The sequence below is a fragment of the Achromobacter spanius genome (assembly GCF_002966795.1).
Classification (GTDB): domain Bacteria; phylum Pseudomonadota; class Gammaproteobacteria; order Burkholderiales; family Burkholderiaceae_B; genus Achromobacter; species Achromobacter spanius_D.
The window spans coordinates 4091028-4113452 of record NZ_CP023270.1 but is presented as its reverse complement, the minus strand read 5'-3'; the positions used below and the strand labels follow the sequence as shown (position 1 = coordinate 4113452).

Annotated in this window: 18 protein-coding genes; 15 read left to right on the top strand and 3 right to left on the bottom strand. The window is 65.8% G+C overall.

The window, feature by feature from the left end; translation table 11 throughout:
- The first annotated feature begins 32 nt into the window (after positions 1-32).
- The 11 genes from CLM73_RS18520 (at position 33) to CLM73_RS18470 (ending at position 12276) form a co-directional block, all read left to right on the top strand.
- The gene (locus CLM73_RS18520; protein WP_105239679.1) at positions 33-1394 is read left to right on the top strand and encodes a type II and III secretion system protein family protein; all 1362 of its coding nucleotides are present in this window, start codon (positions 33-35) and stop codon (positions 1392-1394) included.
- A complete protein-coding gene (locus CLM73_RS18515) occupies positions 1391-2707 on the top strand; it encodes a pilus assembly protein CpaE (RefSeq protein ID WP_199778167.1) in 1317 nt (438 codons plus the stop codon). The genes CLM73_RS18520 and CLM73_RS18515 overlap by 4 nt, the downstream gene beginning before the upstream one ends.
- 50 nt (positions 2708-2757) lie before the next feature.
- On the top strand, positions 2758-4116 hold the full coding sequence (locus tag CLM73_RS18510) for a CpaF family protein (protein WP_105239677.1): 1359 nt from the start codon (positions 2758-2760) through the stop codon (positions 4114-4116).
- Positions 4116-5039: a type II secretion system F family protein gene (locus tag CLM73_RS18505; RefSeq protein WP_105239676.1), complete on the top strand. Its 924-nt coding sequence runs from the start codon at positions 4116-4118 to the stop codon at positions 5037-5039. Before CLM73_RS18510 ends, CLM73_RS18505 begins: the two co-directional genes overlap by 1 nt.
- A 14-nt stretch (positions 5040-5053) precedes the next feature.
- Positions 5054-6046 carry a type II secretion system F family protein gene (locus tag CLM73_RS18500; protein ID WP_105239675.1) on the top strand — a complete coding sequence of 331 codons (993 nt, stop codon included), beginning with the start codon at positions 5054-5056 and terminating at the stop codon, positions 6044-6046.
- Entirely contained in the window at positions 6046-6915 is an 870-nt protein-coding gene (locus CLM73_RS18495) for a tetratricopeptide repeat protein (protein ID WP_105239674.1), read from the top strand. The genes CLM73_RS18500 and CLM73_RS18495 overlap by 1 nt, the downstream gene beginning before the upstream one ends.
- 22 nt (positions 6916-6937) lie before the next feature.
- Positions 6938-7366 carry a DUF3613 domain-containing protein gene (locus CLM73_RS18490; protein WP_105239673.1) on the top strand — a complete coding sequence of 143 codons (429 nt, stop codon included), beginning with the start codon at positions 6938-6940 and terminating at the stop codon, positions 7364-7366.
- Positions 7367-7417: 51 nt separating this feature from the next.
- Positions 7418-9511, top strand: a complete 2094-nt coding sequence (locus CLM73_RS18485) for a pilus assembly protein TadG-related protein (RefSeq protein WP_234015670.1) — start codon at positions 7418-7420, stop codon at positions 9509-9511.
- A 49-nt stretch (positions 9512-9560) separates the two neighbouring features.
- Positions 9561-10952: a sigma 54-interacting transcriptional regulator gene (locus tag CLM73_RS18480; protein WP_105239671.1), complete on the top strand. Its 1392-nt coding sequence runs from the start codon at positions 9561-9563 to the stop codon at positions 10950-10952.
- A gap of 117 nt (positions 10953-11069) precedes the next feature.
- The gene (locus CLM73_RS18475) at positions 11070-11774 is read left to right on the top strand and encodes a DUF2968 domain-containing protein (RefSeq protein WP_105239670.1); all 705 of its coding nucleotides are present in this window, start codon (positions 11070-11072) and stop codon (positions 11772-11774) included.
- A gap of 43 nt (positions 11775-11817) precedes the next feature.
- The gene (locus CLM73_RS18470) at positions 11818-12276 is read left to right on the top strand and encodes a DUF1178 family protein (protein ID WP_105239669.1); all 459 of its coding nucleotides are present in this window, start codon (positions 11818-11820) and stop codon (positions 12274-12276) included.
- A 67-nt stretch (positions 12277-12343) separates the two neighbouring features.
- On the opposite strand, the gene efp is transcribed toward CLM73_RS18470, so the two are convergent.
- The 3 genes from efp to CLM73_RS18455 form a co-directional block, all read right to left on the bottom strand.
- The gene (efp, locus tag CLM73_RS18465; RefSeq protein ID WP_006225610.1) at positions 12344-12904 is read right to left on the bottom strand and encodes an elongation factor P; all 561 of its coding nucleotides are present in this window, start codon (positions 12902-12904) and stop codon (positions 12344-12346) included.
- Between the two features lie 127 nt (positions 12905-13031).
- Positions 13032-14144 carry an elongation factor P maturation arginine rhamnosyltransferase EarP gene (gene earP, locus CLM73_RS18460; RefSeq protein ID WP_105239668.1) on the bottom strand — a complete coding sequence of 371 codons (1113 nt, stop codon included), beginning with the start codon at positions 14142-14144 and terminating at the stop codon, positions 13032-13034.
- A gap of 7 nt (positions 14145-14151) precedes the next feature.
- Positions 14152-15354, bottom strand: coding sequence for a DUF2863 family protein (locus CLM73_RS18455; protein ID WP_105239667.1), 1203 nt, complete (start codon positions 15352-15354; stop codon positions 14152-14154).
- A 254-nt stretch (positions 15355-15608) separates the two neighbouring features.
- On the opposite strand from CLM73_RS18455, the gene CLM73_RS18450 reads away from it, so the two are divergent.
- The 4 genes from CLM73_RS18450 (at position 15609) to CLM73_RS18435 (ending at position 22379) form a co-directional block, all read left to right on the top strand.
- Positions 15609-16382: a DODA-type extradiol aromatic ring-opening family dioxygenase gene (locus CLM73_RS18450; protein WP_199778166.1), complete on the top strand. Its 774-nt coding sequence runs from the start codon at positions 15609-15611 to the stop codon at positions 16380-16382.
- A gap of 350 nt (positions 16383-16732) precedes the next feature.
- Positions 16733-19063 (top strand): effector protein Tle3 domain-containing protein, encoded by a 2331-nt coding sequence (locus tag CLM73_RS18445; RefSeq protein ID WP_105239666.1) that lies wholly within the window; start codon positions 16733-16735, stop codon positions 19061-19063.
- Positions 19060-20709 (top strand): type VI lipase adapter Tla3 domain-containing protein, encoded by a 1650-nt coding sequence (locus tag CLM73_RS18440; protein ID WP_158685884.1) that lies wholly within the window; start codon positions 19060-19062, stop codon positions 20707-20709. The genes CLM73_RS18445 and CLM73_RS18440 overlap by 4 nt, the downstream gene beginning before the upstream one ends.
- Before the next feature lie 20 nt (positions 20710-20729).
- The gene (locus CLM73_RS18435) at positions 20730-22379 is read left to right on the top strand and encodes a type VI lipase adapter Tla3 domain-containing protein (protein WP_105239664.1); all 1650 of its coding nucleotides are present in this window, start codon (positions 20730-20732) and stop codon (positions 22377-22379) included.
- The last annotated feature ends 46 nt before the right edge of the window (positions 22380-22425 follow it).

Below are 22425 nucleotides of genomic sequence, written 5' to 3'. Positions count from 1 at the left end.
AGCCGAAGAATCCCATCATCAGATCCGGCACTATGAAGAAACTTCAGCGCACTACCATGATCTGCCTTCTGTCGGCCGCCGCGGCAATGACACACGAAGGAATCAGCCTGGCACAAACCGCGGCCCCCGCGACCGGCGCAAATGCGCCGGCCCGCGACATTTCAATGGCCGTCAGAGAGCAGCAGACCGTCATGCTCGATCACGGCGCGCCCTCGCGCATCGCCATCGGCGATCCGGACGTGGCGGATGTAAAGGTGCTGCCCGCCACGGGTAACCGCGCGGGCGCCGTGCTGCTGTACGGCAAGAAGCCCGGCACCACGCGGCTGCAAGTCTGGTCCGCCGGCAACGCCGCGCCGCAGGTCTGGACCGTGCGCGTCGGCAGCGGCGTGCAGGGCGCACTGGCCAGCCGCGGTCTGGCCGGCGGCGCCAACGTGGACATCGCGGACGGCCACGCCGTCGTTTCGGGCCACGCCGAATCGCCGCTCGGGCAGATCGCCTCGGCCACCATGGCGGCCGCCGCCGTGGGCGGCGACAAGAATGTGGTGGACCTGTCCACCGCCGGCACCGGCGGGGTCGTGCAGGTGGAAGTGAAGGTCGTGGAAGTGTCGCGCTCGGTGATGAAGGCGGCCGGCATCAGCTTCACGGCCAGCAACGGCCCCTGGAGCGGCGGTAGTTCCACCATGCCCGCGAGCCTGGGCGGTGCGCTGGCGTCGGGGTTTTCGCTGTTCTACGACTCCAACAACTTTGCAGCGCGCCTGCGCCTCTTGCAGACCAACGGCATGGCGCGCGTGCTGGCAGAGCCCACGCTGGTCGCGCTGACGGGGCAGAGCGCCAGCTTCCTGGCGGGCGGCGAGCTGCCGATCCCGCAGGCCGGCGGACTGGGAACCGTCAACGTAACCTTCAAGCCCTTCGGCATCGGCCTGACCGTGACGCCCACCGTGCTGTCGCGCGACCGCATCGCGCTGAAAGTCGCGCCCGAAGCCAGCGAGCTGGACTACACCAACGGCATCGCCATCAACACCAGCGACGACACCAGCACCATCATTCCGGCGCTGCGCACGCGGCGCGCCGACACCATGGTGGAACTGGGCGATGGCGAAAGCTTCGTGATCAGCGGCCTGGTGTCGCGCCAAACAAAGGCGATGGTCAACAAGGTGCCCATGCTGGGCGACCTGCCGATCATCGGCGCGTTCTTTCGCAGCGTCGATTATTCCCAGGAAGACACCGAACTGGTCATTGTCGTGACGCCGCGCCTGGTGCGCCCGATCGCGCGCGGCGTGGCGCTGCCGCTGCCGGGCGCCCGACAGGAGCAGACGGACACGGCGTTCAACGCCTGGGGTTATTACCTGACTGGCCCGGCAAGCGGCCAGCAGATGCCGGGATTCTCACGGTGACCAATATGAAGACACATGCCAGCGAAGGAGTGGGCCTGCAGAACGGCACGCGGTTTCTGTTTTGTTCTCAGGGCAGTGCGATTGCCGCGCAATTGGGGATGGCGTTGGGCGACCTGGGCGTGCTCACCCAGGAGTCGCCGCGCATCGAGGAACTGGCGCGGCGCCTGACCGAGCTTGCGCCGCAGGTGGTGTTCCTGGATTTCTCATTAAGCGACGACGAACCCGGCAAATTGTTCAAGTCCGCTGAACTGGCGCGGCTCCTGGCGCGCATCGCGCCGACGCTGCCGCGCGTGGCGGTCGGCTACGTAAGCCAGCCCGAGGGGGCGATCGCCGCCCTGCGTGCGGGCGCGGTTGATTTCGTCGATCCGTCCGTGGCGCCGCAGGAGGTTCGGGATGTGGTGCTGCGCGTGCTCGACCGGCCGTCGGGCGGGCGCATGGACGGCACGCGCCGCAGCGTCGTGCTGCTGGGCGCGCGTCCCGGCGTGGGTACCAGCACGCTGGCCGTGCATCTGGCAGGCATGGTGCAGGACCGCCTGAAGCTGACGTACAACCAGCGCGCCGCGAAAGCGTCTCAACCACCGGGCGAGCCGCTGCCGCTGTCCAGCCGCGTGGCCCTCATGGACCTGGGCTGGCCGGTGGGCGATTGCCAGCTTTACCTGAACATCGGCGGCGACTTCGATTTTGCCGAGGCGGCGCGCAATCTGCGCCGCCTAGATTCCACGCTGCTCGGATCGGCGATGGCGCACACCGCCAACGGCCTGAGCGTGCTGTCGCTGCCGCGCGATCTGGGGCAGATGCGCGAGGTGTCGCAGTCGGATTCGCTGCTGGTGTTCGAACGCATGCGTCAGCATTTCTCGGTGGTCGTGGCCGACGCGGGCGGCTTCACCAATGCCGAGTTCGTGTCGGGCCTGGCGCGCAACTCGCAACTGAACTGGATCGTCACAGACCAGAGTGTGGGCGCGCTGGTGTCGCTGGCCGGGCTGCTGCAGGAGCTGGAGCATCTGCACGTGGACCGTTCCACGTTAGGCCTCATCGTGAACCGTTATGACGAGCGCTACGGCATGACAGCCAAGCAGATTTCTGAGCGCTTCAACCTGGAACTCGTGGGCACGCTGCCGGACCGCACGCTGCCGCTGATGGTGTGCACCAATCGCGGCCATCTGCTGCACGAAGAGGCCGAGCGCGACGTCTATGTGCGCGCGGTGCAGACGCTGGCCGAGCGCCTGTGCGCCGAGGAAAACGCGCCCGGCGGGCACGCAAGCTGGCTGGCCACCTGGTTGCCCGGCGTGCACCGCCGCATGGTGATCGGCTGATCGACAACATCGGCTGACGGCTAAACAGACGCACGGTTACGGGATCCGACATGATCATGACAGCGACGATAGAGTTCGGCGGCGACGGCGACAAAGGCTTCTCGGCGTCGGACCGCTACCAGGAAGTGAAGACGGCGGCCTACGAGCATCTGCTGTCCCGCATCGAGGAACTGGGCGCGGAGTTCGGCCGATGGGCGCGGTCGGCGATCCAGGAGTTCGTGGACATCGAGGTCGCGAGCTTCGTGCGGATGCGCCGCGTCGCGATCAACGAAAGCGAAATGCGCGCGATCGCGGAGGCGCTGACCAAGGAACTGGCCGGCCTGGGTCCGCTGGAAGACCTGCTGGCCGATCCAGCCGTCGAAGACATCCTGATCAACGGCTACGACAACGTCTTCGTCTCGCGCCGCGGCGTGCTTGCCCGCGAGTCGCTGCGCTTTACCGACAACCAGCACGTGCTGCGCATCGTGCGCCGCATCCTCGCGCCTATCGGCCGCCGGCTGGACGAATCCAGCCCGATGGTGGACGCGCGCCTGCCCGACGGCGGCCGCCTGAACGTGGTGATCGAGCCGCTGGCGGTGGACGGTCCCATGGTGTCGATCCGCAAGTTCCGGCAGGACCCGCTGAAGCCGGCGGACCTGCTGACGCTGGGCACCTTCGACGAAGCGATCTACCGCCTGCTGAACGAGGCCGTGAAGAATCGCTGCAACATCCTGGTGTCGGGCGGCACCAGCTCGGGCAAGACGTCGCTGCTGAACGCGCTGGCGTTCTTCATTCCCGAGAACGAGCGCGTGGTGACGGTGGAAGACACCGCGGAACTGTCGCTCAACCATCCGCACGTGGTGCGGCTGGAATCGCGCCAGGGCGGCTTTGACGGCAGCGGCGCGGTGACGATCCGCGAGCTGATCCGCAACAGCCTGCGGATGCGGCCGGACCGCGTGGTGGTGGGCGAAGTGCGCGGCGCCGAGGTCATGGACATGCTGCAGGCCATGAACACCGGCCACGAAGGATCGATGGCGACCATCCACGCGAACTCGCCGCGCGAATGCCTGTACCGGATCGAGATGCTGGCCGGCTTTGCCGGATTCCAGGGCAGCGAGGACAGCCTGCGCCGGCAGATCGCCAGCGCGCTGGATTTCATCGTGCAGATCGGCCGCCTGTCCAACGGCAAGCGCCGCGTGCTGTCGGTGACCGAAATCACCGGCATGGGCGACAACGTCATCTCCACGCAGGAGCTTTACCGCCACGACCCGTTTGCGACGCCCGACGGCGAGGAACGGGACCGCTGGAACTGGCTGGGCATCCATCCCCACACGCCCAAGCTGGCCAAGCTGCGCAGCGAGGCGCGCGCCAACGACAACGCGCCGGACGACCGCGATGGCGGCGGCGGCTTCTGGAGCCGGAGGCGCTGATGCAGGACGTGATGGCGCTGTTGAGTCTGGCCGCGGTGCTGGCCGTGGGCGCGGTGCTGCTGTGGCGCCATGCCGACCGAAGCGCCCGCCGAGCCGCCAGCTCCGCGTTTCTGGACAGCCAACTGGCGCGCGGCCGGGAGGAGGCGGCAGGCGACGCGCCGTTTGCCGAGCACGCGCGCGAGTTCCGCAGCGGCCATGCCGGCTGGGACCGTCTGCTGCGTCTGGCCGGCCTTCGGCAAAGCGCCGGCCTATACCTGCGGATCGCGCTGCCCGTCGTCGCGGGCGGCGCGTTGGCCTGGGTCTTTCTCGGGCCGCTGTCGGGCGCGGTGACATTCCTGCTGCTGGCCGTGTTCGCGTACTTCCTGCTATGGATGCGGGCCGACAAGCGCCAGCGCCGGATGATTTCGCAGTTGCCCGCCTTCCTGGACAACATCGTGCGCCTTTTGACCATCGGCAACAGCATCGCCGCGGCGTTCCGCACGGCGGCGGCGGCCACCGATGAGCCGCTGCGCGAAGTGGTGGAGACCGCCGCCAGCCTGAGCAATTCCAAGGAACTGGACGCGGCGCTGGCGCACGTGTCCCGCATGTATGGCTTGAAGGAGCTGTACATGGTGGCGGCGGTCGTGTCGCTGGCGATGCGCTTTGGCGGCCGTAGCGATCAGGTGCTGGAGCGCATGGCGGCCTTCATGCGCGATGTCGCCCAGGCGCGCAACGAACTGACCGCCAGCTCGGCCGAGGTCCGGCTGTCCGCCTGGATCCTGGCGCTGCTGCCCGTGGGCGTGGCGGGCTTCATCATCGTGGCCAACAACAACCTGTTCATGGGTCTGTGGGAAGACCCGCAGGGCTTCAAGATGCTGCTGACCGCCGTCTGCCTGCAGATCGGCGGCTGCTATTGGCTGTATCGCATGGCCAAGGCCATCTGAGGGGGAGACGCCACATGGACACCCTGCAATCCTGGAACGCGTCCACCGTGCTGGCGATGGCGCTGATGCTGGTGGCGGCCGGCCTGGTGGTGCTGGGCCTGGGCATGGCGCGGCGCCTGCGTAGCCAGGACCGCAGCCGCCAGGTGGTGGATCAGGCGCTGGCCGCGCGGGAAGGCGCTTCGGCATCGGCGGCGCCGCGCGAGGAAAGACGCGGCCGGCTGGCCGCGGCGGCGCGGATGGCGGACACGTTCGGCAAGCGCCTGAGCGAGGGCCGGCTTGCCGATGCGCTACTGGCCGCCGAAGACCGCAAGCTGGTCGACATGGCCGGCTACGCGCAGTCCGGCACCGCGCGTTCGCGCTTCGTCCTGATCCGGTTCGGCCTGGCGCTGATCCTGCCCGTGGCCGTGATCCTGCTGGACTGGCACAAGCAGTTGCCGCAGATGCCGCTGCGTGCATTCGTCGCGGGTTTCGTGGCGTTTGCCATCGGCTACATGCTGCCCAAGTGGATCGTGCAGCGCCGCCTGGCGCGCCGCCGCCGTCAGGCCGCCGACGAGCTGCCCTTGCTGATCGATCTGCTGCGTCTCTTGCAAGGCGTGGGTTTGTCGATCGACCAGAGCTTGCAGGTATTGATCAAGGAGTTCGGCCAGGTGCTGCCCGTGTTGGCTTCGGAGTTGCGGCTGGCGTCGGAACTGTATGTGCGCGGCCGCACGCGCGAACAATCGCTGGCCCGCATGGCCACGGGCTTTGACAACGACGACCTGTCCGCGATCTGCCGTCTGATCGCGCAGGTGGATCAGCACGGGGGCGCCGTGCAGGAACCGCTGAACCGCTTCGGCGAACGCCTGCGGGACAAGCGGCGCCTGGAGTTGAAGGAGAAGGTGGGCAAGACCACGGTCAAGATGACCGGCGTCATGATCGTGACGCTGCTGCCCGCCCTGTTGATCGTGACGGGCGGCGCGGGGTTTATCGCGGTGTTGCGCGGCTTGTCGCGCATGGGAGGGATGTGATGGACGGCAGAATCGAAAAACGGTCGGGCGCGGCGCGCTGCGGGCTTGCGGTCACGGTACTGGTGATCGCTGCGGGCCTCGCCGGATGCCAGACCAACAAGGCGGAATCCGCCTGGCAACTGATCCAGCAACAGCAGCAGGAACAGGCGCTGATGCGCCAACAAGAGGACGAGGCCGAAAACAAGCGGCGGCCCAAGGAGCCGGAGCTGATGCTGTCCCTGATCGTCGAGGCGCAACGCCAGGACCGGTATTTCGCGTCGCTGGCGTATATCGACGGCTTTGAGCAGAAGTTCGGCAAGGATCCGCGCGTGGCCGTCCTGCGCGCTGAAGCCCTGCGCCAGACCGGCCAGACCGCGTTGAGCGAAGCGGCCTATCGCGCGCTGACCACCACCGATCAGGCGGCCGAGGGCTGGCATGGCCTGGGCCTCATCGCCGGCGGGCGCGGGCAGTTCGACCAGGCGGCGGACTACCTGGGGCGGGCGGCCCGGCAGTCGCCGATGGACGCGCGAATTCTCGGCGACCTGGGCTATGCGCGGCTGCGCGCGGGTGATCCGGCGGGCGCGCGGGTGCCGCTGGGGCAGGCGGCCGAATTGACGCCGGATAGCGGCAAAGTGCTGGCGAACCTGGCGGTGCTGCTGCTGGTGCAGGGCGATGCGGTGCGCGCGCAGCAGGTGATGGCGCGCGCGCAACTGGGCGAGGAAGCGCGCGGACAGGTGCTGCGCCTGGCCGCCGAGATTCGCGGCCAGTTGGCGCCCGCGCCGGGCGCGTCTGCCGCATCGGCCACCCGGGTCTCCAGCGGCGAGCAGGTGGTGTTGCCCAGGATGAGCCCGCTGATGGAAGGGCTGGGCAATGGTCCCATCGTGCGTTAACCCAATGTTCAGGAAATCCGCCATGACCCGTTCCATTTCACACGCACTTCTGATGCTGACTTGCGCCGCGATGGCGCCTTGCGCTGGACACGCGCAAACGAACGCGCCGCTGACGGGCGGCATGTCCGCCGCGCCGGCCGCCGCAGAATCTCCGACCGCCATGCCGGACCGGCCGGTGGTGCAGCAGGTGCAGACGCCGATGCCGGCGGCATCCCCGGCAGCAACCGCAACGGCTGCACCCGTGTCGTCGCCGGCCCCCGCCACGCCGGAGGCCTTTGGCGACGTGACCCGCGGGCTGCTCGCCGCCCAGGCTGACGGCCGGCGGGCGGGCAATGCCTTGCCGGTGTTGGGCCAGGTCTCCACGGCCGCGTGGAATCGTTATGTAGAGAGTTTCAAGCAGCCCATTCCCGTGTGGTTCGACCGGAACGTGGAAATCCCCAGCGTCCAATAGGTTTTCCGGGCGGGTTGCTCCCGCCGCATGCCAAGACGGAGTCGCAAGCGCATGTCAGCCGGCCATCCTCGTCCCAACCCGCCGTCGCGGCAACGCGGCAGCATGACCGTCGCCGCGGTGTTCGCGGTGCTGGTGGCGGCCGTGTTGCTGGGCGTGCTGCAGCTGGGTTACGGCGCCTACATGAAGCGCGAGATGCAGAAGGCGGCGGACCTGGCGGCGCTGTCGGCGGTGCAGGTGCTGAATCTGGGCGCCAGCGCGGACTGCACGCGTGCCGCCGCCGCGGGCCGCGCGTCCGCATTGGCCAATCTGCCGAACATCCTGGACACGTTCACGGCCGCCGACCTCACCGTGGAATGCAAGGTGTGGGATCCCACGCGGATCGACGCCAGCGGCATGCACGTGTTCGACGCGGCGGGCGGGCAGGCGTACAACGCCGTGCGCGTCGCGGTGCGCAAGCAACTGGCCAATCTGGTCCCCGGCGTGGGCGGCGTCACGGCGTCGGCCGCGGCGGTGGCGACGCGAACCCCGCCGGTGGCCGCCTTCACGGTGGGATCGCGCCTTCTGCGGCTGGAGCGCGGCGGGCTGCTGTCGCGATTGCTCGCCACGGCGGGCGCCTCGCCGTCGCAGCTGGACGTGCTGGATGCCGCGGGGTTGGCCAGCGTCAACATCACGCCGGCTGGCCTGCTGGAAGCGCTGGGCCTGCCGCTGTCGGCCGTCGCCGGCGTCGGCACGCCCGAACAACTGGCCGCGCTTAACAGTCTGACGCTGGGCCAGTTGCTGAACGCGACGCTCAGCGTGATCGACAAGCAGGCCACGGCCAGCGCCGACGTGGCGCTGCTGCGCAACGCCATCAACACCGTCCTGGCCGTGATGCCGCTGAATCTGCCGGTGAAACTGCTGGGCGACGGCGGCGTGCTGGATCTGCATGTTGCCGGCGGCGATGCCAGCGCTGCGTTGCAGGCCGACGTCAATGCGCTGAACATTCTTGAAACCGCCCTGGTCATCGCCAACGGCAGCAACCTGATCAACCTGGGGTTGAGCGTGCCGCTGCTGGGCCTGGACGCGCGTGTGCGCATTGTCGAGCCGCCTTCCGTGGGCGTGGGCGGCGTGGGCACGCAGGCGATCAGCGCCGGGATCCGCGTCTATCTGCGCGTCAACACCACCAACATCCCGCTGGTCGGCCCCTTGCTGGCCAACACGCTGAACACCCGGGTGGACCTGCCCATCATCATCGACGTGGCGCAATCGACGGGCACGCTGCGCAAGCTGTGCGAGGCGCCGCTGGCGGAAAACCAGGCAGTGATCGACGTGACGTCGGCGGCGGCCAGCGTCTGCCTGGGGCGCTTTCCCGGCATGACGTCCGCCACGGACAGCAGCGCCGCGAACTTCCAGTCGCTCACCAATCGCTGCGAGCCCAGCGCGTTCGGGGCAATCGGGCGCCATCAGGTTCTGAACGTGCTGGGCATCCTGCCGCTGACGGCGCGGGTGACCCTGCCCGTGTTCAGCTCGACGGCGCCCGTGTCGGTCACCCTGACCGAGCCGCCATCGCCCAACGCCACGGCCACCGTCAATGCCACCAGCGTGAATCTGTCCAAGCTGGCCTCCAACCTGACGGACGCGCTGATTGGCGGCATCCTGGGTGACCTCTTCAACTCCGGCACGCCATTGACCGAGGCGCAGCGCAAGGACCTGGCGACTCAACTAGTGGGCGGCGACAAGAACAACGCCGGCAAGACGATCTCCAAGGTCGTCAACGACATGCAGTGGTCCAAGACCGCGATGGACCAGTTGGGCGCGCGCTTGACCACCGGCGGCCTGACCGGGGTGCTGGGCGGCACGCTGCAACTGGTGGGCGGCATCCTGAACTCGCTGCTGCTGGCGCCCCTCAGCGACGTGACCTGCGCGCTGGCGCTGACGCCGGATGCGATCCGGCAGTGCCGGGTGAACGCGGTCGGCACGCTCGCCCTGAGCGGCACCGAGCAGGTCGGCGGCGTGCTGTCGGTGGTCATGGTGCTGCTGGACCCTTTGCTCAGCTCGCTGTCCGTGGTGCTGCAGCAATTGCTCGACGTGCTGGGCCTGAGCGTGGGCCAGACCGACGTCGCCCTGATATCCGTGGATTGCGGCAAGCCCCGCCTGGTGTATTGATGACAACGCTCCTGACTTCCATTTCCTTCCCTCCCGCAAGGGCCAAGCGATGAGCGAGAATTTCGCGCGCGAAGAGTTCGACGTGTACGTCTGGGAGGGCGCTTCCGACATCGCCAGCCGCGCCGAGCGCTGCCTGGCGGGCATGGACGTATCGCTGGTGCGGGCCGACGCCGGCACCGCGTTCCCGCCGCCGCGCGATGCGTCCCGGCGCGCGGTGGCGCTGGTGTCCGTGTCCGTGATGGGCGACAAGCGCTTCGGCGGCTACGACTGGCTGGCGGCGCAGGGCATGCCCGTCATCTGGGTGGCCGCGGAAGCGCGCGGACGCGATCCGCGTTTCTACCCGCCGGAATACTCGTACACGCTGCCGCTGTCCTTCACCAGCGCCGACCTGCGTAAGCTGCTGACGGAGCTGCTGGGCACCCTCAACCAGCTTGACCGCGCGACGCCCCGGCGCGAGCAGCCGCTGATCGCGGTGTCCGCGGCCATGCAGGACCTGCTGGCCGAAGCCGAGGTCTACGCCGACTGCCGCAGCAACGTGCTGATCCACGGCGAAACCGGCGTGGGCAAGGAGCGCATCGCGCGCCTGCTGCATGACGAGGCCGCGTGGAGCGCGGGTCCGTTCGTGGCGGTCAATTGTGGCGCCATTCCCGAGGGCCTTTTCGAAGCGCATTTCTTCGGCCACGCGAAGGGGGCATTCACCGGTGCGATCGGCGCGCACAAAGGCTATTTCGAGCAGGCCCACGGCGGCACGCTGTTCCTGGACGAGATCGGCGATCTGCCGCTGTATCAGCAGGTCAAGCTGTTACGGGTGCTGGAGCAGAACACGGTGACGCGGCTGGGTTCGACGGCGGAGGTGCCGGTGGACTTCCGTCTGGTTGCGGCCACCAACAAGGATCTGCGGATGCTGGTGGGGCAGGGCGAATTCCGCGCGGATCTGTATTACCGCCTGGCGGTCATCGAGCTGCGCATCCCCAATCTGGAACAGCGCGGTCCGCACGAAAAGGCCGCGATCTTTCGCGGCTTGTTGCTGAACCAGGGCGTGCAGGACGAGCCGCCGCCGTGGCTGCTGGACCGCGTTGCGCGCACGCGCTACGAGGGCAACGTGCGCGAACTGTCCAACGTGGCCGAGCGCGTGGCCATCGTGCGGCGGCAGTTCCAGGCCTGGGATCAGCCGCGCATCGAGCGGATCTTCGATCAATTGGCCGAGCCGCTGCGGCCAGCCGGCACGGCGCCCGTGCGGGTCGATCCCGCCAGTTTCACCGATGCCGAACGCGCCGAACGCGAACGCGTGCTGGCGGCGCTGGAAGCCAACGGCTGGCGCCGTCAGGACACCGCGCACACGCTGGGCATCAGCCGCAAGGTGCTATGGGAAAAGATGCGCAAGCTGCACCTGGGCGCCGCGCAGAACGAATCGGCCGACGGCCTTGCCGAGACGACATGAACCCGCAATAGGGAATGGCCCGTACGGGGCCACAGTTTCGAAGCCGAATAAGACGAGAGTTCCGCTGTCGCCGGACATAAATTGATATAGTTCCGCAACCATTTTTCTGGGGTAAACATGAACGTCCAATTTATCCGTGGCGCCGCCCGCATGGCGTTGTTGGGCGCGGCCCTGTCGGGTCTGGCCGCTTGCGCCAGCGCGCAGCCGGAACCGCCCCGGCCCACGGTTAAACAGGTCGAGGATACGCAGGCCGCCTCCACGCCCGTGACGCCGCCCGCGCCGCCGCCGGCCGCGCGTCCCGCTTCCACAGTGTCCGAGCTGCAAGGCCTGATCCAGAACCGCCAGGTGTCGGAGCTGCGCACGGCCTATAACGGCACCTACGGCGCCAGCCTGCTGTTCAAGCCGGACGACCTGACTTACTACGTCGCGCTGTTCCAGCAGAAGGATTTCTGGCGTGTGCTCAAGACCAAGTCCGACAAGCAGGCCGAAGCCACGTACCGCGCGTTTGTTACGCAGTCCGCCGAGCTGGCCGAAGTGGACATCAAGCGCATCAAGATGCAGGCCGAAAACGCGCATGCCGAAAAGCTGCTGGCCAGCCGCAGCGCTGAATTGAGCGCCCTGCAGGCTGACCGCACCGTGCGTCTGCAACAGGAAGAGCAGGTCGCGGCCCGTCAGCAGCAATCTCGCGAGGAAGCCACGGCGCTGGCCGGCCAGCAGAAGGACGTGCGCCAGCAACTGCGCGACCTGCAGCGCCAAATCGACGCCCTGCAGGCGCAACAGGCGCAAGTCGGCAATCCGGCGGCGCAAACCCGGGCCAAGTAGCGCGCCTTCTTGTACTCTGGGCGTTGCACCCCATATAGACGCCATGGCTCTGAAAGTTTTTGACCTCCAGTGCGACCACGACCACATCTTTGAAGGGTGGTTCGGGTCGCACGAAGACTACGACGCGCAGCAGGCGCGCGGCCTTGTCACGTGCCCGGTCTGCGGGTCGGCCACCATCACCAAGCGCCTGTCCGCGCCCCGCCTGAATGTCGCTCACCTGCACGCGCCCGCGGCCCAGCCGCTCGTGCCGGCCGGCGCGTCCGACGCCGAAAAGATGGCGGCCCTGCAGGCCGCCGTCATGCGCCAGGTGCGCGCGCTGGTACGCAGCACTGAAAACGTCGGCCCCCGCTTCGCCGAAGAAGCGCGCCGCATCCACGAGGGCGACGCCGACGACCGCCCCATCCGCGGCACCGCCACGGTGGAAGAACGCGAAGCGCTGGCCGAAGACGGCATCGACGTGATGGCCGTGCCGGATTTTCTGGACGACGAACGGCTGCAGTAGGGCGCAGGCCTGCCCACCGCCCAAAAAAAAGCCAGACCGAAGTCTGGCTTTTTTGCGCTGGGCCGGATCAGTTGTTGACGCGGCTGCGGTATTCGTTGGTGCGGGTGTCGATTTCGATCTTGTCGCCGATGGCGCAGAACAGCGGCACGTTCAGTTCGTAGCCGGTGTTGATCTTGGCCGGCTTGGTCACCTTGCCCGAGGTATCGCCACGGACGGCGGGTTCGGTGTAGGTGATTTCGCGCACGAGCGTGGTGGGCAGTTCAACCGAGATGGCGCGGCCGTCGTAGAAGACCACTTCCACGGGCATCGCTTCTTCCAGGTAGTTGAGCGCGTCGCCCATGCTTTCGGCTTCGATTTCGTACTGGTTGTACTCTTCGTCCATGAAGACGTACATCGGGTCGCCGAAGTAGGAATACGTGCATTCCTTGCGATCCAGTTGAACGACTTCGAACTTTTCGTCGGCCTTGTAGACCGATTCGCTGGCCGAGGCGGTCAAGAGGTTCTTGAACTTCAGCTTGACGACGGCGGCGTTACGGCCCGACTTGTTGTATTCGGCCTTCTGGACCACGAGGGGATCCTTGCCGACCATGACCACGTTGCCGACTCGCAATTCCTGAGCGGTTTTCATCGATAAAACTCCGGGGGTGATGGGTGCACTCGCCGTGCTTGCATAAGCCGCGTCTGGCTTTGCACACCCCGGGAGGCGTCATAGTTGAGGCCCGACAGATTCAGGGCAACTCAGAAAACTCTCTATTCTAACGTTTCTTGGCCAACTCTGCGCAAAACGCCGCCAGATTTTCGGCCAAACCGGGCAGGGCGGACTGGCTGGCGTTCCAGTCGCGGGCTGCGTGGGACCACGCCAGCCAGGCGTCGGGCGCCAGCGCAGCGGCCACGGCCGGCGTGGTGCGGCCTGGCTCGGACTCATTCCACGCGCGAATCAGGGCGTGAGCCGTTTCCGGGGCCGGATAGCGCGCCAGCCAGGCCTCCAGCTTTTCAAGATGGATGTTTTCGTCTTGCGGATAGATCTGCCAGACCAGCGGGCGGGCGGCCCAGGCGGCGCGCACGAAGGAGTCTTCACCGCGCACGAAATTCAGGTCCGCGCACCACAGCAGGCGGTCGTAATCGGGCTGGGCAAGAAAGGGCAGCCGGACGACTCGCGGCGCGCCGGCCGCTTGGCAGGCCGTTTCCAGCCCGGGCGCCACGCCCTGCGGCACCAGCAGCAGGGTGGGGCGGGCATCAGCGGTCAGGGCCTGCGCCAGTTCGGCCACCGGGGCGGACGGGTAGCAAAACAGGGACACGGTACGCGCGCCCATGCGCCGTAGCGCCAGGGCATCGTCCGGCACGCCGGCCGAGCGCAGAAAAGCGTCTTGCAAGTCCGCCGAGCCCTGCAGCGCCTCGCGCTCCGCGGCCAGCGCCGGTTCGCGCAGCAGGCCGCCCGTGGCTGGCGTAAAGCCCGGAAAGAAAAAGTGCTTCACCAGGCCGTCCGGCCGCTGCGACGGCAGCCCGTGGCAGCTTTCGACCCAGGCCTCGGCGCTCAGGTATTCCAGATTGATCCAGACGGGGTGGCTGCGGCGCATCGACGCGACGAAGGCTTCCGGCGGATCGCACGCGAACGCTTCGATCACGACGTCGCGCGCCTGCAGCGTGGCGTCCGGCGCATCGGACCAGTGCACCACGTCCACGCCCGCCAACTGCTGGCGCGCCGTGCCCGTCGCGATGCCGGGCTGGATGTGCGCGAAGCTGGCCAGATCGTCGACCCACAGGCGGACATCCCAGTGGAAATCGCGCGCGAGCTGACGCGCCAAGCGCCAGCAGACGCCGATGTCGCCGTAGTTGTCGACGACCCGGCAGAAGATGTCCGCTTGCATGGCAGGTCTAGTGGAACTGCGCGGGGGCGGCCTCGGCGTCCTCGGGCAGCTCGGCATGCACCAGTTCGCCCAAGGGGTTGGGGAAGTATGGCGCGCCGCAGTCCTCGCAATATTCGGGCGGCAGCACGCCCGGAATGCGGCGCACGTCGGTGACCCCGAATTCCTTGAGCAGCGCGGCGATTTCGTCGACGACGTCGGGCTGGCCTTCGTCCATGACCAGATCTTCCTCGCGGCCGTACAGCGGCCAGACGCAGCCGTAGTACACGTCGTTGTTGTTGCGCGCGGTGAAGCCGATGCGGTATTCGTCGATGCGGCCTTCGCCGCAGCCTGCCACCACGGCCCGAAGCTGCGCGGCTTCAAGGTTGACGGCGCCTTCGAGCCAACTGACCGCCGCGCGCAGCGACAGCGGACGCACCTGGCGGTCGGCTTCGCGGTTGCTGACGTAGTAGGCGTCGGGCAGCAGGGCCTCGAAACCGCAACCCGGCAGCAGGGCCGCCAGCGTGGGCTGCGCTTGCGCGATCCATTGCGCCAGGCAGGCGTCGCGGCTGGCGTCGGCATCGCCCAGGTTTTCCTGCCAGCGGAAGATCGCCTCACCCTCGGGCACGGCGACCGCGCCAACGATGTAGCGCGTGTCGGCCAGCATGTTCGCGGTTTCGGTGTCCGTGTTCAGCGCCGGTTTGGTGGTTTCGGCGCCCAGCGCCTGCGATCCCAGGCGTTGCAGCCACTGCCAGGTCTCGGAGAACGTGCGCGGCATCTGGTCCACGCTGACCATCAGGGGCATCAGCGTGGTGCGCGCATTGCTGGACAGGACATGCCCGTGAAGCTGGGCCAGCAGGGCTTGCTGCGCGCTGGCGGAGATCGGGCCGGTGGGAATGGCGTAGCGGGTCCAGGCGACGATGGGCGCCACGATCAGCAGGACGTCGTAGCGGACACCATTTTTCTCGATCTTCATCGATTCGGACAGGGTTTCGGCCTGTTCGATCAGAACCTCGTAGGCACCCACGTCGCTTTGCGCAAGGTGGTCCAGCGCCGCTTCGAGGGGGGCGTCCTGGCCAGCCTTGAGCAGCTTCGGGATCGCTTCGCCAAGCTGGGTCTCCCAAAAGACGTCTTCGACGCGGCTGCCCGAGCGGTTCAGCGCCTGGGCAAGTGCGACCAGCCGGGTAGCGTCACGGGTCATGCGGGGAGCGGATTGGCTGCGGGATCGGGCCATAACTTCGGGGAACGTCCATTCAGTGTGTAACGACGTAGTTTAACGCCCGGCACTCTCGGCGGGGGCGGCACATCATGCTGGCCCGCCTGAATCAGCACTCGGGCGGCGTGATGGGTGTTCGCGGCAGGCGTCGCAAGCGCGCGAGATTCGTATTGATGCTTATCAGGCAACAGATTATCCCCATGCTAGGGGTTTATTGCTGGTTTGAATCGGCTGACAATGGCGGCATCGTTATTGTTTCTGGAGGCACAGCCATGCGTTGGCCTACGCTTTTCGTTTCCCACGGTTCTCCCATGCTGGCCGTCGAGCCCGGCCGGACGGGGCCCGCGCTTGCGCACTGGAGCGCCGCGCAGGGCCGCAAACCGAGCGGCATCCTGGTGGTCTCGCCTCATTGGATGGGCGAGGGACTGGCGCTGTCGACGCGCGACCAGCAGGTCGCCTGGCACGACTTCGGCGGTTTTCCGCCGGAGCTCTACGCCCTGCAGTATGCCGCACCCGGGTCGCCGGAACTTGCCGAGCGCGTGCAGGCGCTGCTGGCTGAATCGGGCATCGCCGCCGATCGCGATCCCCGCCGTCCGCTGGACCACGGGGCCTGGGTGCCGCTGCGCTACCTGTACCCGGACGTGGACGTGCCGGTCGTGCAACTGTCGCTGGACATGGGGCGCGATGCGGCCGGGCAGATGGAACTGGGCCGCGCGCTTGCACGCCTGCGCGACGAAGACATCCTGATCATCGGCTCGGGGTCGCTGACGCACAACCTGCGCCACGTCCGCATGCCGCAGAACGCGCCGGCCGCCGATTACGTGCCCGGCTTTCAGGCGTGGTACGCCGACAAACTCGCGCAACATGACGTGCCCGCGCTGGTGGACTGGCAGGCGCAGGCGCCCGGCGCGATGCAGGCGCATCCGCATGATGACCATTTGATGCCGCTGTACGTGGCGCTGGGGGCGGGCGGCACGAAGGCGCGGCGGCTGAACGACGAAGTGTCGTACGGGGCGTTGGCGATGGACGCGTATCAGTTCGACTGATCCTTTTCCCGCGAGAAGGCGCGGGCTTTGGTCAAGCTGGGTATCCATCATGCTCATGGGCGGCAGCAACGCAAAGCGATGTTGCAAGCGTGGGGATACCTCATTGGCACGCTCTCGCCTGTGAACGCTTGTGGTCTCTCGCCTTGAATCGGACAGACCGTACCGCAGAGCACTAGCGCGATCTGGTCGGGCGCGTCATGAACAATAAGAAGCGCTCTTTTTCATTAATAAGACTCCTCTGATTTACGAGCCACATGGGCGGCTTGTAAAAGCGTTGATGCCGCTTGGCACCAAAAGATGCCTATACCCAACTTTTGGCAAACGCCCGAAAGTCGGAGGGAGTTCAAGGGATGTACTCGCCCCCCATTACCGGAAAGTTCCGCGCGCTCGTGGCGCCCAATGCCCCGGATGCCTATGTTCAAAAGCAGCAGCCAAAGCCCTGCGTTGTGATCTTGATCCACGGGGTCAACGATTTGGCGGGCGTCTACGACGCGCTGGAAACCGGCATTTGCACCGGCCTGAACGAACGTCTGGACCACCTGTTCACCAAACGCGGCGAGCGCAGCCCGGCTGCGCTGAATCCAGCCCGGTACACGTCACCCAAGGACGATGACGGCAGAGCGCCGGACCCGGACGCGGTCTACTACCGCCGCGTGGCGACGTTAGGCAAGGATGGCGGTCGTTCGCGTAGCGTGGTCATCCCCTTTTACTGGGGGTTTCGCGAAGAAGAAGGCCGGATACAGAAACAGACCACCCATTGCGAATGGCTCGACCGCTTCGGCAATCGACTCGACAAAGCCGGGTCCAAGGAGGGCGGTCCTTTTGCCAATGCCACCACGACCTTGCCGGATATGTTTGGCCAGGGATTCTCCGGCAAGGTGGCTGGGTTGCCTGCCAACTTGATGTTTGGATCTCCGGATCACCCGCTTTTTCCCGCGCCGTCCCGGCGTTACATGGTACTGGCGGCGCAGCGGCTGGCCATGCTGGTCCGGATCATTCGCGCCTATCGGCACCCCGATGGTCGCTCGGGCGAAGACGACACCATCAACGTGGTCGGGCACAGCCAGGGTAATCTCATTACGCTGCTGGCCAACGCGATGCTCCACGATGAAGGCCAGCGCCCCATCGATGGCTTTGTCCTGATGAGTCCACCCTACAGTCTGGAGGAGACCGTCTTCGAACGCAGTGAGTTGGGCAAGGCTCAGCAGACGACGCCGGCACGCGTAAAGACGCTGAGCAACATCGTCAGATTCATCGTTGACAACGCCCATCAGAGGCCGTCCTTGGCTGACATGGCCGATGCCACCAAGGACAGTTGCATCGGGGGGCTACGCTGGACGGGGCAGCAATGCGAAACCTCGATCGATGGCGACAAGGTGAGCTTCGCCGAGCGGGACAATCGAGGCAGTGTGTTTCTCTATTTCTCGCCGCAAGACCAGACCGTAGGCATGGCCAACGTCCAGGGCATTGGTTGGCAAGGCGTGGGGGAACATGCCAGCTACTACTGGTTCTTTGATCCCGATGCTTCGAGCGCCACGACTTGCTCCGTTGAATCCCAATCGAGTTCGGATGACGGGGACTACCGGCGCTTCGATGTGCCGGCCCTCGCTTCGCTCGGTGCGCGGTTCTTCCAGCGAATCTTCACGATCCGTGAGCGAGATGGCGAAGGGGAGCACGTGGGCAAACCTCCGTCCTATTCCTACAAGCTGATCGGGCAGGGCGCGATGGGGATTGGCGAAAGCACCTGGGAAGGCACCAGACTCGGGGCGGGGCGCAAGGCGTTTGCCAACGCCGACTTCTTCGTTGAACAGACCGTCACCATCCAGGCGCCGGCTTTGCCCGCTCTTTTCCTCCCTGATTTTGTTGCCGACGGCACGACGCTGGGCCACGAAGGTTCCCGGGGGATCAAACCCGTGTGGATGGATACCGACCCCATTGACGCCTCGATTGCCATCACCAACGGCGGCATCGATGCGCAGACCACCCGAGTGATTTCACTGCCTACAGCTGATTTGCGTGGTTCGGCGCTACGGCGCGCACTGGAGGAAAAAGCTGCCGATATCAACGATCCAAACCGTAACCCCTACCTGGCTCCGAAAAACAATGAATGGGCGGCCGATTGGCATCGTGTCGCACACGTTAAGCCGCTGGATGGTGGACGCTACGAGGCGGTTTTTGAAGAGTCGCCCAATGAGGCTCGCCGGCGGATGATGGACGCACCGGCGGGCAGCAATGAGCCCATTTCGTTCCACTCGGCGATTCCCATGAGTGCCATGCACAGTCGCCGTGCCGTGGCCTATGACCTGGCCATCGGGCAGGCTTGCAGTATTGACGATGAGGTGTTCTATGCCTATTTGTGCCGCGTGGCGGATTGGCGGCTGCATTGGGAGAGACGAGATGGCACCTGGGGGGGGTCTCAGGACACGGCAGCGAGCGATGAACCCGACGAAGCAGTATTGGAATGCTACGAGGTTGAATCAGAGGCGAACAGAAAACTGATTGCCGATACCTCCCTTTATCGGAGCAAGATGAGGCCCCCTCCAGGCGGGCCACTTCGAGGTGGTGGCTTCCTGCCAAAGATCACCCTTGATGCGAACTATCCCAGCCTGGTCGCCTGGCAGAGCGTGAGAGATAGGAACGATGGCCGCGGTCTACAGTGCGGCTCAGGGAGGAGCCTATGAGCCCGATCTCGCTCCTGGCCGCATCATTGCTGTTGCGTTGGTGGGCGGTCGCCCCTGAGGCGCCACCGCTGCCCGAGCCGGAAACCGCGCCTCTGGCGGTAATGGCGTGTCCGTTGCCATCGGCTGAAGCGCATCGCACGGCGGCGGTCTTACCGAATACTCCCTCTGCTTCCAAAGGTGCTCCCATGTTGCAACCTCGTCTGGAAACCCTGGATATCGTCCGCGTGGGACTGAGCCTGGATGTGTATCGTCAAGGACAGGCGTGGGCTCAGTTGCAAAAGCAAAACGCCAATCAACCCAATGCCTTGCTCGTGGGTAGCGCCTTGCCGATGGATCCGCGCGACTATCCCGTTGACGGTACGCTTAAGGACATGGCCTGGGGCCAGCGAAAATCCAATGCGCTGGAATTGGCCCTGAGGAGTTTCCCGGAACGCTGGCTTCTGCCGACCGTGGTGGTCGTACGGGATTACAACCCGAAAATGGAACGGCCTCGTGTACCGCCCAAGGACATGGAAGTGGCGCTCAGAATTATGGCAACCGCGGAGCTCGGCGATGCAGGGCTGCATTGGCACGACCTTCTGCAGTTGGATAACGGCGTCATTTGCGATACCAACCCGGAAGCGGTAATCGAATCCATCTTTCAATTGTTCGAGCGCAATCCGGACATGCCGGCCTTGCTGGTGTATGCGCTCGACAGCTTCAACTTGCGGGCGGCGCTGTCCAGCAAGAATATTCGCCTGAACGACATTTCACCGCGCGGCGAGCGCACCCCTCAGACACCCACCGATGCCGTCGTGGCCCTGGTCGTCGCCCGTCCCGAGCGCCTGGCGTGGCTGCGCGAGTTTGCCAAGTACACCAAAGAAAAACCTGACTCTGTCGACCCGGCCTTCATCGGGTGGGAACGTTCACCGCGGCAGGCGTTCAAGCCGACAACGTTCTTCCCCGAGCCGATTACGCGCCGAGGTTTTGAACAATGGGACCACATGAAGGTGTTGGCGCGGTTGCATCGGCCAGTGACGGTTTCGTTGCACGCCAAAGATAAGGCCGACGTGCTGCTCAAGAACCCGGAGCGAGACCAGGCTATTGCCAGCGGCTGGGACCAGGCGATCACGGCATTGGGTTCCACGCCAACGCGAGCCTTCTTCGACACAGGCAAACTGTCGGGCGGCATCGCGCAGTTGGCACCGGCCCTGCAACGGGTGCAGCACCCCCTGGACCTGCTGGACTCAACCCAAAGCTACGACCTTTCCCAACGGGTAGGCGATACAGGCGCTGCATCGCCCTTTGTCGGCCTGGCGCTGGCCACGATGGCGAGCTATCTCAATGCCGACAGTAGTCTGGTGGTGCCTTTACGCCGCACCGATCGTGCGACCGTCATCGGAATCAGCCCGCCGGCGCCTGGGAAAAAGCCCGTTGACGATCCGTTCGGCGTGTCGCTGAGACCACAACACACCGCAGTTACCGACGAGCCCTCTCCCGAGTTCAAGGCTTGGCTGGGGCAACGGCATATTGACCACCAGCGTGAGCAGGAACGCAGTGCCCCGCGCTATCGAGACCCGGCAGTCGTGGCCCGGGAACAACGCGTTCTCGATGACTTTATTGCGGGCCTTTCCGGCGCCGACCCTTTGGGTCCGAAGAACAACTAGGTTTCGTTGAGGAGGAGCCTATGAGTCCGATCTCGCTCCTGGCCGCATCATTGCTGTTGCGTTGGTGGGCGGTTGCTCCTGAGACGCCACCGCCGCCCGAGCCTGAAACCGCGCCTCTGGCGGCAATGGCGTGTCCGTTGCCATCGGCTGAAGCGCATCGCACGGCGGCGGTCTTACCGAATACTTCCTCTGCTTCCAAAGGTGCCCCCATGTTGCAACCTCGGCTGGAAACCCTGGATATCGTCCGCGTGGGACTGAGTCTGGATGTCTATCGTCAAGGACAGGCCTGGGCGCAGTTGCGTAAGCAAAACGCCAATCAACCCAATGCCTTGCTCGTGGGTAGCGCCTTGCCGATGGATCCGCGCGACTATCCCGTCAGCGGTTCGCGGCAGGACCTTGCCTGGGGCCAGCGAAAATCCAATGCGCTGGAACTGGCCCTGAAGAGCTTCCCGGAACGCTGGCCTCTGCCGACCGTGGTGGTCGTACGGGACTACAACCCGAAAATGGATCGGCCTCGTGTACTGCCCAAGGACATGGAAGTGGCGCTTCGAAAAATGGCAACCGCAGAGCGCGGCGATGCAGGTCTGCACTGGCACACAATGCGCCAGTTGGACAATGGCGTCATCTGCAATTCCAATCCGGAAGCGGTAATCGAATCCATTTTCCTAATGTTCGAGCGCAATCCGGACATGCCGGCCTTGCTGGTGTATGCGCTCGACAGCTTCAACTTGCGGGCGGCGCTGTCCAGCGAGGACCTGCCCCTGAACGATATCGCTCCGCCCGGCGAGCGCACGCCTCAGACACCCATCGATGCCGTCGTAGCCCTGGTCGTCGCCCGCCCCGAGCGCCTGGCTTGGCTGCGCGAGTTTGCCAAGTACACCAAGGCCAAACCTGACTCCATCGACCCGGCCTTCATCGGCTGGGAACGTTCACCGCGGCAGGCGTTCAAGCCTACAACGTTCTTCCCCACGCCGATTACGCAACGAGGTTTTGAGCAATGGGATCGCTTGAAGGTGCTGGCGCGGTTGCATCGGCCGGTGACGGTTTCGTTGCACGCGAAAGATGACGCCGACGTGCTGCTCAAGAACCAGGAGCGAGACCAGGCGATTGCCAGCGGCTGGGACCAGGCGATCGCGGCGTTGGGTTCCACGCCAACGCGAGCCTTCTTCGACACAGGCAAACTGTCGGGCGGCATCGCGCAGTTGGCTCCGGCCCTGCAACGAGTGCAGCACCCCCTGGACCTGCTGGACTCAACCCAAAGCTACGACCTTTCCCAACGGGTAGGCGATACAGGCGCCGCATCGCCCTTTGTCGGCCTGGCGCTGGCCACGATGGCGAGCTATCTCAATGCCGACAGTAGTCTGGTGGTGCCTTGGCGCCGCACCGATCGTGCGACCTTCATCGGGATCAGCCCGCCGGCGCCTGGGAAAAAGGCCGTTGACGATCCGTTCGGCGTGTCGCTGAGACCACAACACACCGCGATTACCGACGTGCTCTCTCCCGAGTTCAAGGCTTGGCTGGGGCAACGGCATATTGACCACCAGCGTGAGCAGGAACGCAGTGCCCCGCGTTATCGAGACCCGGCAGTCGTAGCCCGGGAACAACGCGTTCTGGATGACTTCATTGCGGGCCCTTCCGGCGCCGATCCGCTGGGGCCGAAGCACAACTAGGTCTAGAGGAAACGCAGACCACGATCCCAGGAAATGTTCGCCATTG